The organism is Nocardia grenadensis NBRC 108939 (assembly GCF_001613445.1).
Classification (GTDB): domain Bacteria; phylum Actinomycetota; class Actinomycetes; order Mycobacteriales; family Mycobacteriaceae; genus Nocardia; species Nocardia grenadensis.
Genome location: NZ_BDCJ01000003.1, coordinates 384,932 through 396,894 on the forward strand (window position 1 = coordinate 384,932; position 11,963 = coordinate 396,894).

The following is an 11,963-nucleotide window of genomic DNA, read 5'->3' on the forward strand; positions in this document are numbered from 1 at the left end:
AATAGGATGCAACCACTGTGGGTGCCGACCGAACAGGACGTCGCCGAGGCCACCCTCACCGACTTCGCGCGCTTCGTCGCGGAACGCACGGGTGCGAATACCGCCGATTACCACGCGCTGTGGCGCTGGTCGGTCGAGGACCTCGAGGGGTTCTGGCACGCGCTCTGGGACTATTTCGCCCTCGGGGATATCGCGGGCGAGATACTTGCGGACACCCGGATGCCGGGCGCGCGGTGGTTCCCGGGCACCCGGCTCAACTATGTCGATCAGGTGATCCGTCGGGCGCGCGCCGACCGGCCCGCGATCAGGGCGGTCGGCGAAAACACGCCGGTCCGCGATATCTCCTGGCCCGAACTGCTCGACCAGACAGCCGCTTTCGCCCGTACGCTGCGCGAACTGGGTGTGCGGGCCGGTGACCGGGTGGCCGGGTATCTGCCGAATATCCCGGAGACGATCGTCGCCTTCCTGGCCACCGCGAGTATCGGCGCGGTATGGAGCGCGTGCGGACAGGACTACTCGCCGAAAGCCGCGCTGGACCGGCTCGGTCAACTCGAACCCACCGTCCTGGTCACCGCCGACGGTTATCGATTCGGCGGCCGGACCCACGACAAACGCGCCGATATCGCCGCGTTGCGGGCGGGCCTGGACTCGGTACGCGGCACGGTCGTGATCGGGCGTCTGGGGCTCGCGGTGCCGGAGGCGATCTCCTGGAACGACGCGATCGGCGGCGCCCGGACAGCATCGCGGGAGCTCATCACGGAATCCGTGGATTTCGACCATCCGCTGTGGATCGTGTTCTCGTCCGGCACGACCGGCCCGCCCAAGGGCATCGTGCACGGACACGGGGGTGTGCTGCTGGAACACCTCAAAGCCGTGGCGCTGCAATCCGATATCGGCCCCGGCGATACATTCTTCTGGTACACCAGCCCGAGCTGGATGATGTGGAATTTCCAGGTCGCGGGCCTGCTGGCCGGGGCGACCGTCGTCACGTACGAGGGCAGTCCCACCGCGCCCGAGCCGGACGCGCTGTGGCGGATCGCCGCCGATGTCGGTGCCACCGTGCTGGGTATCAGCCCGGGCTATGCGCTGGCCTGCATCAAGGCGGGCTCGGTGCCGCGGTCCGATCACGATCTGTCGGCACTGCGCACCGTCGGCGTGACCGGCTCCGCACTACCGGCCTCCTCGGCGCGGTGGCTGAGCGAGCACGCCGGCGACCACGTCCGAGTCTCCTCGATCAGCGGCGGCACCGACGTGGTGTCGGCGTTCCTCGGCGGCGTGCGCACCGTACCGGTGTGGCCGGGCGAACTGTCGGCGCCCTTCCTCGGTGTCGCGCTGGACGCCTACGACCCGGCCGGACGATCGGTGCGCGGTGCGGTGGGTGAACTCGTGGTCACCGCGCCGATGCCGTCGATGCCGGTCCGTTTCTGGCGCGACGCGGACGGTACGCGGTATCGCGACGCGTATTTCGACACCTTCCCCGGTGTCTGGCGGCACGGCGACTGGATCACGGTCACCGAACGCCACAGCGTCATCGTGCACGGCCGCTCCGATTCCACCCTCAATCGACACGGCATCCGAATGGGCAGTGCCGATATCTACCAGGCGGTCGAACGGTTGCCGGATATCGCCGAGGCACTGGTGGTCGGCGTCGAACAACCCGACGGGGGCTACTGGATGCCGCTGTTCGTGGTCCCGGCGCCCGGCGCCGAACTCACCGGCGAGCTCGAGGCGCTCATCGCCACCACCATCCGCACCGAGGTCTCGCCCCGGCACGTCCCGGACGAGATCATTCCCGCCCCCGGCATCCCGCACACCCGCACCGGCAAGAAACTGGAGGTACCGATCAAGAAACTGTTCCAGGGCGCCGACCCGGACGGCATCGTGGACCGCACTGCGGTGGACCGTCCGGAACTACTCGACTGGTACCGCACGATCCGGCCGGGCGGTGGCCACGCCCCGAGGTGAGCTGCCGGTTTCCCGCGTCGTTCCACGGGTAACGCGTGCACACGGGGGCCTGGACAGGCAGGAGGCAGCCTTGAGCGAGAAATCCTTCCGCACAGGCGACAAAGTCGAATGGAACAGCCACGGCAGCACCGCCGAAGGCGAGGTGGAAGAGGTCATCACCTCCGATACGGAGGCGGCCGGCCGCACGGTGCGCGCCTCCGACGAGGACCCGCAGTACCGGGTGCGCAGCGCAAAGAGTGGCCGTGACGCCGTGCACAAACCCGACGCTCTTCGCCTCCGGGGCGACTGACACCGGAGGTGGCGGTCATGTCGGACAACAACGAGAAAACTCGCGCGCAGTTCGGCGATGCCGTCAATATGACGGCCGCGGAACTACGGCGATGGCTCGATACCGACGAGTCGAAATCGGTCGGGCAGAAGCCGTCCGGGGGCGGCGAATCGACCGGGCATTCCAGTGGGCGTCGCATCGTCGAACTGCTCGAGAAGAAGACGAAGGATCTCACCGCCGACGACTATGCCCATATGCGCAAGGTCGTCGGATACGCGCACCGTCACCTAGAACAACGCCCCGCCGGCGACACCGGGCACAGCAGGTGGCGGTATTCACTGATGAATTGGGGCACGATCCGGAAAAGGCCGCCGGGTAGGGCCCGCGGAGCCGTCGCGGTGGAGGCGTGAACACGCCCCACCGCGCTCTGCTCGCGCCCTCCGGGCCGGCGGTGGTCAGTTCGCCGCGGCATCCTGTTTGATCGCCGAGACCTCGAATTCCAGGACGACCTTGTCGGCGACCAGCACGCCGCCGGTTTCCAGCGCCGCGTTCCAGGTGATGCCGAAATCCTTGCGGTTGATGGTGGCCGAACCTTCGAAACCGACCCGGACATTGCCGAACGGGTCGGTGGCCTGGCCTTCGAACGTGAAGGGGACGGTCACGGACCGGGTGATGCCCTTGATGGTGAGGTCGCCGGTGACGTCGAACGCGTCCGGACCGGTCGGCGTGATCGCCGTGGAGCGAAAGGTGATCTCGGGGTATTCGTCCAGGCCCAGGAAGTCGAGCCCGCGCAGATGCTTGTCCCGGTCGGCATTGCGGGTGTCGATGCTGGCCACCTGGATCGTCACCTCCCCGGAGGAGTTGGCCGGGTTGTCGCCGTCGAAGTACGCGCTGCCGGTGAATTCGTTGAACGCGCCGCGCACTTTGGTCACCATCGCGTGCCTGGTGACGAAACCGACCCGGGTGTGGGTCGGGTCCAGTACGTAGGTTCCGCTCAGCTCGTTCACGTTCGTCGCGGTCGTCATCCTGTGCCTCCGAGTGCTTGTTGTTGATGTGTCATATAAAGCCTGCGCCGCAATTGGTGATATGTCAACTACTAGGTTACGCTGGACATATGACCGAGACGCGATGGCTCGACGAGTGCGAGCGCCGGGCCTGGCGGGGTTACCTGACGATGCACGCCCGGCTGGTCGCCCGCCTCCACCGGCAGCTACAGCAGGACTCGGGCCTGTCGCTGGCCGATTTCGACGTCCTGGTCCAGCTCACCGACCGACCCGAGCCGCGGATGCGGGTGGGCGAACTGGGGCAGGCCCTGCAGTGGGAGAAGAGCCGGTTGTCCCACCACCTGGGCCGGATGCAGCGTCGCGGACTGGTGGTGCGCGAAGACTGCCCGGACGACGCCCGCGGCGCCTACATCGCGCTCACCGAGCAGGGCCGCACCGCGATCGAACAGGCCGCGCCGAGACATGTGGATACCGTGCGCGAACTGGTCTTCGACGCACTCACCGACGACCAGGTGGACGCTCTGGCGTCGATAGCCGGCCGTATTCTCGACAAACTCGACGACACGGACCAGAGCAGATGATCACTGCGGCAGCGCGCGCTCTCCCGCGGACGATCGTCCGCCGGCGAGAAACCTTCACCATCCGACACCCGGCCGATTCACCTGCTGTGGCGCAGAATTTCGGAAGGGGTCCGTCCGTAACAGCGGTAGTAGGCAGCGGCGAAGCGTCCCGGGTGGGCGAACCCCCACGCCCGAGCGATGGAGGTGACGGTCTGCCCGTCACCGGGCACCGCCGCGAGAAGTTGATCGTGCGCGCCCGCCAGCCGTAGCCGCTGCAGGTAGCGCAGCGGGGTGGTGCCGAGGTGGCGGCGGAAGGCCAGTTGCAGGGCCCGCGGAGTGACGAAGGCCGCCGCCGCGACCGCGGCGACGGTGATGTCCTCGCGCACATGCGCTTCCAGGTAGGCGACGGCGCGGCGCACCGTCTCGGGGTGGGCGTCGCGGCGGTCGGCCGCGGTCGGCGCGGTGACCGCGGTGGTGGGTACGGTCGCCAGTACAGTCGCAGCCAGGTAGTCGGTGGCGGTGGCGATCAGCAGTGGATTTCCCGCGGTGGCGGGGTCGGCGGCGAGATGCTTCAGGTGTGCGATCGCCGCGGTGAGCCGGCGGGTGGCGGCGGGGGTGCGCGGCCCGGGTGCGGCGATCCGTACCGGCGCCCCGCCCGCGCCGACGGCCAAGCGGTCCAGCAGTGCCGATTCGAACAGTGTGAGGTCGTAGCGACCGGCGCGGATGATTCCCGAGGACGGCAGCGCGTTCACGCCGAGCACCCCGATCCGACCGGCCGTGAGATCCTCGGCTCCGCCGCCGAGACCGCTGTGTTCGATCACTCCGGCGTGCACGCTCGCCAAACACAGTGCGCCCGAACGCTCGACGCCGAAGGAGACGTCGAACCCGAGGGCGATCCGGTCCAGCGTAACGGGGCCCAGCACATCGCGGCGCAGGCCCACCGAGGTGCGCTGGGGACCGGTATTACCGATCAGCACCCCGGGGTACGCGGTGCGGAGAAATGCCTCGATCTCATCGAGGTTTTCGCTGTGGAACACCGGATAGCGCACCGCCTCGAATTCTTGGGGCCCTCGACCGCCGGTCGGCGAACCGGCCGGGACACTGCGATCTCGGCCAAGGGCCCGGGTTACGGAATCGGATGGAGCGGGTGGGCGGGATCGATCCGGCACCGACTCGTCCGGTCGCCGGCCGCTCGCGCGGTACCGGACGTCCCGGGGCGTCGACACCCGAATACCGCCGCGGCTCGCCCACCAGGAACAAGTACGGGTCAGGCGACCCTGTGGGGGCGGGGCATCGAGACGCCGTCCATGATCTCGGTCCACCAGCTCTGCAGCGGGCTGGGGTCGGGCCATCGCACGTCTACATCACCCGGCACGACCCGAGCCGGTGGCGAGTCGCCGCCGGTGGCGGTACCGGTGGTCACGAAAGCGGCAGCAGTAGTGGTCATAGCAATATTCCTGGCTGACATGCGGGTGACTCCTGGACAGCGCGGGCCCGGCACATTCACCGGGCCCGGCCACCGCAGGGAGTAGGGGAGCTCGATACACGGCACGGCCGGACCTCTCGCACTCCTCGGCACGGACGCTCCGGCCGGCCGGTCAGGCGGTGAGGGCCTGGGGCTCGCCGTCGTGGCGCGCGACCTCGATCTTGCGCGGTTTGGCCTTCTCCGAGACCGGGATCACCAACCGTAGGACACCGTCGCGGTAGTCGGCCCGGATCGCGTCGGTATCGAGGTTCTCGCCGAGGAACAATTGCCGGCCGAACACGCCGCGGGTGCGTTCGGCCGCGATCATCGACCGGTTCGAGTTCAGCTCCGGCCGCGACGCGCGCACCGTCACCACATTGCGTTCGACATCCAGGTCCAGTGAATCCGGGTCGATCCCGGGCAGATCCAGTTCCACGAAGAATTCGTCGCCTTCCCGCCAAGCGTCCATCGGCATCACTACCGGTCGCGCGGGGGTCCCGAACACCTGCTGGGTCAGGCGGTCCAGGTCGCGGAAGGGATCGGTGCGCATCAACATGGTCGCCACCTCCAGTTCACTCCATTCACTGTCGAAGGGAACTAAGATTATCTGTGTCATCTGACAGAGATAATTTTTAGCACTCTCCACAGGAGAGTGCAAGTGAAGTCCGTAGAAAATATGACGTACAGAACAGCCGAAGCAGCTCCTGTCCGGCCGGAGTGTCGGTCCGGATCGGAGGGCGCACACGACTGGACGGCCGCTGCGTCGAACGACCGGGGCGGCGGCCACTGTACGACTCCACGCGATCGGCACCGCCCGGGGACACCGCGATGCCGCGGAAGCTACGGGATGCGATACCCCCGGAAGGTCACGAATACGCGGGTTCGGAAGCCGAGCCGCTCATAGACGTCGATCGCGGTCGTATTCCCTTCCGCGACATGCAGAAAAGGACGGTCGCCGCGGGCCACGATACGGGCGATGAGCGCACGGACCAGGTGGGCCGCATGGCCCTTGCCCCGGGCTTCAGGGGCGGTACAGACGGCGCTGATCTCGGTCCACCCCGGGGGCCGGAGCCGTTCTCCCGCCATGGCCACCAGCCGGCCGCCGTCGCGGATACCGAGATAGGTGCCGAGCTCCTGGGTGCGCGGCCGGAACGGACCGGGCCGGGTGCGCGCGACGAGGTCGAGCATTTCGGACACGCTGTCCGGCCCCAGTTCGACCATCCCGCGATCGTCGGTCGGCGCGGTCGGGGCGGCTCCGAAAAAGACCATCTGCCGACCCGCGAGGGTGAAGATCTCTTCCCAGTCCGCCGGCGGCGGCGCCGCACAGCTGAACATATCGGCGAGTTCGCCCGGCCCGAGCAACCGCGCGAGATCGGCCCAAGCCCGCGGATCCGGATCCGCACCGACCGCGGCGAAGGTCGCGATGTCGGGCAGGTAGGTGAGGGCCCGGCCGCTCCGGCGGGCCAGATGCGCATGGTGCCCACGCAGTGATTCGCCCACCGGGTCGTCCAGCACAGCGGTGTCCGGGGCCACCGCGATACCGCAGATCTCGTCGTTCGCCACCTGCCGAGTATGCCGGGCGGCGCACACCACGGCCGTGGTGTGCGCCGGACACACGCACAGAACCGGGGAGCCCCGGGGCGGTCCGCGGGTGGGTCCAGCGTGGAACGAGGCGCCGGCCCGGCACAGCGAAACGCCCCTTCGACGGGAGGTAGCGGTGCCCATGGTGGTTCGGGGGCTCGGATGGATCGCGCTGTATGTGGCGGTGGCGGTGGTGCGGCGGGCCCGACCGTGCGACACACCCACACCACCCGTGCCGTATGGATGATCACCGGCGTCCTGCTTGCCCGCCTGCTCCCGGTTCGCTCTCGCTCCCGGTTGAGTCCGCACCGGCCAGCCGAATCTGTTGTCCCGGTGTGCACACCGCGATAACCTCAATCGAGTTAGCAGAGGCTAACCTCTGATGGGCGAGCGGACGAGGTCGGGTAGTGGATATCAACAGGCGCCGACTGTTCCGAGCCGGTCTCGGCATGAGCGCGATACTGGTGGTCGCGGCGTGTGGAAGTGGTTCTCCCGGTTCGGGTGACGGCACCAGCGGTCCGCCCAGACGTGGCGGAACGCTGCGCGTCGGGGCGCTGGGTAAGTTGTCCAAGATCGAGCGCGACCCCCACGCCACGCTGAGCAACGACAGTGATTTCCTGATCATGTCGCTCCTCTACGATCCGCTGACCGTGCCCGGCGCCGACCCCAATGTGGCTCCGCGACTCGCGGCTCGCTGGGAGGCGGACGCGGATCAGCGGAATTGGACGTTCACGCTCGCCGAAGGCGCGAGTTTCCACGACGGCCGGCCGGTCACCTCCGCGGACGTGGTGTGGTCGCTTCGCCGGCTGCGCGAGATCGCCGGAGAAACGAAGGTTCCGGTGTCCTCGGTGGCCGATATCCGGCCCGCGGGCCCGAACGCGGTGGTGCTGACCTGCGCCGCGCCGAACAGTCAACTGCCGCTGCTGCTGCGGATGATGACCTTCGTCGTACCCGAGGGCACCACCGATTTCGCCCGCGGCGTGGGCAGCGGACCGTTCCGGCTCGAATCCTTCGACCGCGGCAATGCCCGGCTGGTGCGTAACGAGGCCTGGCACGGCGGTCCACCGCTGCTCGACGCGATCGAGGTCACCTTGTTCGAGAGCCCGGAGTCGATGTCGAACGCGATCATGTCCGGTCAGATCGATCTGGCGTCCAGTGTCGGCGCGGTGGCCGGCCGCACCGCGGAGCGCCGGGGTGATCTGAAGGTCGTCCGGCGGCCCGACGATGTCGCGGTGGCGATCGCCATGCGTACCTCGGATGGGCCGTTCGCCGATCCGCGGGTGCGGGAAGCGCTGCGCCTCACCGTCGACCGCGAGGCGATGGTGGCACAGGCCCTGTCGGGTTACGGCACGGTCGCAAACGATGTTCTCGGTACCGCGGATCCGAGCTTCGACCGCTCCCTACCGCAGCGCGCACGCGATATCGACCGGGCGAAGGCGCTGCTCACGGAGGCGGGATTCGACACATCGAAGACCTATCGGCTGGTGACCAAACAGGAGGCCGCCGGCGAAGTCGAGTCCGCCCGCGTTTTCGCCGCCCAGGCCGGAGATGCCGGCCTGAAGATCGAGGTCGTCGTCCAGGAGGCCAACGACTTCTACGACCGGACCTGGCTGCAGGCACCGTTCTACACGGTCAACTGGGGCACCAACGACTCGGTGGTGTTCTTCGCCAGCAAGGTCATGACCTCGCAGACCGCATGGAACGAGACCGGCTTCGCGGATTCCGCCTTCGACAAGGCCTACACTCGGGCGCTCGCCGCGCCCGTCGGTACCGAGTTCGACAAGGCGAGCAGGGAAATCCAACGGATCCAGTACGACCGCGGCGGTTACCTCGTGTGGGGCATGGCCGACGGTATCGATATCGCCGCCACCTCGGTTCAGGGGCTGCCCGCCCTCGGCGGGTACGGCCGGGTGCAGCTCGAACGCGCGTGGTTGTCGAGTTGAGGAAGGTCACCGGCCTGGTGGCGCGCCGGCTCGCGCTGCTGTTCATCCTGCTCGCCCTGGTCTTCCTGGTGGTCGATCTGCTGCCGGGCAATGCCGCACGCGCCGTGCTCGGGCGGGACGCGCCGGCGGATCGAATCGCCGCCAAGGAACACGAACTGGGTCTCGACCGCCCACTACCGGAGCGTTTCTGGTCCTGGTTCACCGGTGCGCTCACGGGCGATTTCGGGACCACCGCTCATGGGCAGCCGGTGAACGCACTGCTCGCCGAGAACTTCCCCCAGACACTGCTGTTGGCCTCGATCGCCATGCTGGTCACCGTGGCGGTCTCGCTGCTGTGCGGGATGTGGTGGGCGGCACGCCCCTCCGGTCTCGCGGCCCGGGTACTGCAACCGGGCACGGCCTTCGCCACCGCGATTCCGGAGTTCGTCGTAGCGATCACCCTGGTAATGGTGTTCTCGCTGTGGCTGGGTGTCCTTCCCTCGGTGACCTTCACCGATCGATCGGGCTATCCGGCGAGCGTGGAAATGCTGGTGCTACCGGTCCTCGCGCTCGCGGTACCGCAGGCGGCCTGGAACGCGCGCGTGGTCCGGGGCGCGGTGCTCGACGCGGCGACGGCTCCCCATGTCGACAACGCCCTCCTGAACGGACTACCGGAGCGGACCGTCCTGCTCCGGCATGTGGTTCCGTTCGCTCTCCCGGCCATCGCGGCGTCCTTCGCGACCTCCGTGGGCACCCTGTTCGGCGGCGCCCTCGTCGTGGAGACGATATTCAACTACCCGGGCGTGGGTGCGCTGATCGCCGGTTCCGTCTCCGATCGCGATACCGCACTGGTCGCCGCGATCGTGGCATTGACCGGCACGGCGATCATGTGCGTACTGCTGGCCGCCGACGGCATCCGTATCTGGGCGAACCGGGGCCGGCGATGACGCCCGTGCTCACCCGCCGCGGCGTCGTGGCGGCCGTGTCCCCCGCCGTCCTGATCACCGTGGTCGCGGTGTCCGGCCCCTTCCTCGCACCGCATCCGGTCGACTATCCCGTGGGTATCGCGTTCGAGAAACCCAGCGGCAGCGCCTGGCTGGGCGGCGACCGGATCGGCCAGGACGTCACGAGCCGGCTGTTGCACGGGGGCTGGGGGTTACTGGTGCTCGCCGCGATCATCGCCGGGCTGGTCACCACCTGCGCGGCCGTCCTGGGTGCGACGGCCGCGTTGCACACCCGCGCCGGCGCGTGGATCGAACGCGCCGCGGACCTGTGCATGCTGCTGCCGCCGGTACTGGCGATCCTGCTGTTCATGCTGTCCTGGCCCGAATCCGGTACCGCCGGCCTGATCGCTGTCGCGGTCGTCGCGGGAACCCCGTATTCGGCGCGTGTATTCGCCGCGGCCGCGAGTGGAGTCGCGCGAGCGGGCTTCGTCGAGGCCGCCCGGGCCCGCGGTGAGCGACTGGGCTACCTGGTATTCCGCGAATTGCTGCCGAATCTGCGTCACACACTGCTCACCCAGCTCGGTTTGCGGTTCGTGGAGGCCATCTACATCGTCAGCACCGTGTCGTTCCTACAGTTGCCGACCTCGCTGGGCGCCGCCAACTGGGCGGTGATGGTCCGGGAGAACGCGCCGGGGATCCTGCTCAATCCGGCGGCGGTGCTGGCGCCGAGCCTGGCCATCGGGCTACTGGCCGTCAGCGTCAACAGCGCGGTGACCGCGTTCGCCGGGGAACGGCCGATATGAACGGCGGCGTAGTCGTCGACGATCTATCGATCCACGCACTGTCCGGTGCCGAACTCCTGGCACCGGTATCGCTGCGGGTGCCGCCGGGGACGGTGGCGGCGTTGACCGGGCCGTCCGGTACCGGCAAGACCACGCTCATGCGGGCTCTGCTCGGGCATCTGTCCCCGGGCGCCCACCGCACGCACGGCACCGTGCACGTCGCCGGCCAGGATGTCTTCGCCCTGAGCCCGGCTGCGCGGCAGGATTTCCGGCGACGCAATATCGCGTTCGTCGATCAGGATCCCGGCGCCGCACTCAACCCCGCACTGCGCGTACGCACCCTGCTCGAAGAAGCAGCGGTTCACCCGAGCGACAGCACGCTCCGCGCCGCCCTCGCCCGGGTGGACCTGCCCGAATCCTTCCTGCGCCGGCGCCCCGGCGAATTGTCCGGCGGCGAACAGCGGCGGGTTGCGCTCGCCGTCGCCCTCGTGCGCGAGGTGGGCGTCCTGGTCGCCGACGAACCACTCGCCGGTCTGCACGGAAACCTGCGCAATACGATCGTCGACCTCCTGCGCTCGCTGGCCACCGAGGACAAGATCGCGTTGGTGATCTCCGGTCACCACACCGAGATCCTGCACCGCCTCGCCGACGAGGTCGTCGAACTGGGCGAATCACGGACCACCTTGGCCCGGCTCGCCGCACGCGCCGCGGAACCACCGCGCTCCGGGCCGCCCGCGCTGGAAGCAGCCGCGATCTCCGCGGTGGCCGGGCGCACCGGCCTGCTCCGCTCCGTGGATCTCACGGTCCCGGCCGGCGGGTCGGTGGCCCTGGCCGGGCCGTCCGGGGCCGGGAAAACCACGCTGGCGCGGGTACTCACCGGAATACACACCGAGGCCACCGGCACCCTCGTGGTCGACGGCCGTCCGCTGGCCGTCGGCCGGGCCCGCCGAGCCCGGCGCGACCGGCGCCGCGTCCAATTGATCCCGCAGAACCCGCTGTCCACGCTGAACCCGAAACACACGGTCCTGCAGTCCCTGTCACGACCGTTACGCCTGGCCGGGAACACCGCCCGGTCCGAGATCGCCGAACGCGCGGCCGACCTGCTGCGCAGTGTCGACCTCGCGCCCGATCTACTACACCGCTATCCCGGCGCACTGTCCGGTGGCCAGCGCCAGCGCGTCGCCATCGCGCGCGCACTCGGCGCCGAGCCCGACATCCTCATCTGCGACGAGATAACCTCGGCGCTCGACGACCGGACCGCGCGCTCGATCATGGACCTGATCGAGCGCACCCGGCGCACCCGTGGCATCGGCACACTCGTCATCAGCCACGATATGGCAGTGATCGCCGCCTACTGCCGGCAGATCGTGGTCCTCGGCGACGGCGCCGTCGTCGAACAGGGCTCCACCGCGGAGGTACTGGCCGCCCCGCACGCATTGGAGACCAAGGCCTTGCTGGCCTGACCGGTGGCT

At 68.8% G+C, this 11,963-nt stretch carries 13 protein-coding genes; 8 read left to right on the plus strand and 5 right to left on the minus strand.

Features of this window, described 5'->3' with window-relative positions:
* Positions 1 to 6: 6 nt before the first annotated feature.
* The 3 genes from NGR01S_RS04010 (at position 7) to NGR01S_RS04020 (ending at position 2,643) form a co-directional block, all read left to right on the plus strand.
* Entirely contained in the window at positions 7 to 1,965 is a 1,959-nt protein-coding gene (locus NGR01S_RS04010; protein ID WP_063034767.1) for an acetoacetate--CoA ligase, read from the plus strand.
* A 70-nt stretch (positions 1,966 to 2,035) separates the two neighbouring features.
* Positions 2,036 to 2,254, plus strand: a complete 219-nt coding sequence (locus tag NGR01S_RS04015; protein ID WP_063034768.1) for a hypervirulence associated TUDOR domain-containing protein — start codon at positions 2,036 to 2,038, stop codon at positions 2,252 to 2,254.
* Between the two features lie 17 nt (positions 2,255 to 2,271).
* Complete coding sequence (locus tag NGR01S_RS04020; protein ID WP_063034978.1) at positions 2,272 to 2,643, plus strand: DUF3140 domain-containing protein; 372 nt, start codon at positions 2,272 to 2,274, stop codon at positions 2,641 to 2,643.
* A gap of 45 nt (positions 2,644 to 2,688) precedes the next feature.
* Here NGR01S_RS04020 and NGR01S_RS04025 read toward each other — a convergent pair whose 3' ends face one another.
* Positions 2,689 to 3,258 (minus strand): YceI family protein, encoded by a 570-nt coding sequence (locus NGR01S_RS04025; RefSeq protein WP_030520356.1) that lies wholly within the window; start codon positions 3,256 to 3,258, stop codon positions 2,689 to 2,691.
* A gap of 89 nt (positions 3,259 to 3,347) precedes the next feature.
* Here NGR01S_RS04025 and NGR01S_RS04030 point away from each other — a divergent pair, with 89 nt between their 5' ends.
* The gene (locus tag NGR01S_RS04030; RefSeq protein WP_063034769.1) at positions 3,348 to 3,818 is read left to right on the plus strand and encodes a MarR family winged helix-turn-helix transcriptional regulator; all 471 of its coding nucleotides are present in this window, start codon (positions 3,348 to 3,350) and stop codon (positions 3,816 to 3,818) included.
* Positions 3,819 to 3,895: 77 nt separating this feature from the next.
* On the opposite strand, the gene NGR01S_RS04035 is transcribed toward NGR01S_RS04030, so the two are convergent.
* The 4 genes from NGR01S_RS04035 to NGR01S_RS04045 form a co-directional block, all read right to left on the minus strand.
* Complete coding sequence (locus NGR01S_RS04035) at positions 3,896 to 4,846, minus strand: AraC family transcriptional regulator (RefSeq protein ID WP_063034770.1); 951 nt, start codon at positions 4,844 to 4,846, stop codon at positions 3,896 to 3,898.
* A 218-nt stretch (positions 4,847 to 5,064) separates the two neighbouring features.
* Positions 5,065 to 5,244, minus strand: coding sequence for a hypothetical protein (locus NGR01S_RS30785; protein ID WP_157107104.1), 180 nt, complete (start codon positions 5,242 to 5,244; stop codon positions 5,065 to 5,067).
* A 151-nt stretch (positions 5,245 to 5,395) separates the two neighbouring features.
* Complete coding sequence (locus NGR01S_RS04040; RefSeq protein ID WP_063034771.1) at positions 5,396 to 5,818, minus strand: Hsp20/alpha crystallin family protein; 423 nt, start codon at positions 5,816 to 5,818, stop codon at positions 5,396 to 5,398.
* 284 nt (positions 5,819 to 6,102) lie between these two features.
* Positions 6,103 to 6,825: a GNAT family N-acetyltransferase gene (locus tag NGR01S_RS04045; protein WP_063034979.1), complete on the minus strand. Its 723-nt coding sequence runs from the start codon at positions 6,823 to 6,825 to the stop codon at positions 6,103 to 6,105.
* A gap of 467 nt (positions 6,826 to 7,292) precedes the next feature.
* Here NGR01S_RS04045 and NGR01S_RS04050 point away from each other — a divergent pair, with 467 nt between their 5' ends.
* The 4 genes from NGR01S_RS04050 to NGR01S_RS04065 are packed head-to-tail and all read left to right on the plus strand — an operon-like array spanning position 7,293 to position 11,954.
* Positions 7,293 to 8,786, plus strand: coding sequence for an ABC transporter substrate-binding protein (locus tag NGR01S_RS04050; RefSeq protein ID WP_157107125.1), 1,494 nt, complete (start codon positions 7,293 to 7,295; stop codon positions 8,784 to 8,786).
* Positions 8,783 to 9,712 (plus strand): ABC transporter permease, encoded by a 930-nt coding sequence (locus NGR01S_RS04055; RefSeq protein WP_063034773.1) that lies wholly within the window; start codon positions 8,783 to 8,785, stop codon positions 9,710 to 9,712. The genes NGR01S_RS04050 and NGR01S_RS04055 overlap by 4 nt, the downstream gene beginning before the upstream one ends.
* Positions 9,709 to 10,512 carry an ABC transporter permease gene (locus NGR01S_RS04060; RefSeq protein WP_063034774.1) on the plus strand — a complete coding sequence of 268 codons (804 nt, stop codon included), beginning with the start codon at positions 9,709 to 9,711 and terminating at the stop codon, positions 10,510 to 10,512. The genes NGR01S_RS04055 and NGR01S_RS04060 overlap by 4 nt, the downstream gene beginning before the upstream one ends.
* Entirely contained in the window at positions 10,509 to 11,954 is a 1,446-nt protein-coding gene (locus NGR01S_RS04065) for an ABC transporter ATP-binding protein (protein WP_063034775.1), read from the plus strand. The genes NGR01S_RS04060 and NGR01S_RS04065 overlap by 4 nt, the downstream gene beginning before the upstream one ends.
* The last annotated feature ends 9 nt before the right edge of the window (positions 11,955 to 11,963 follow it).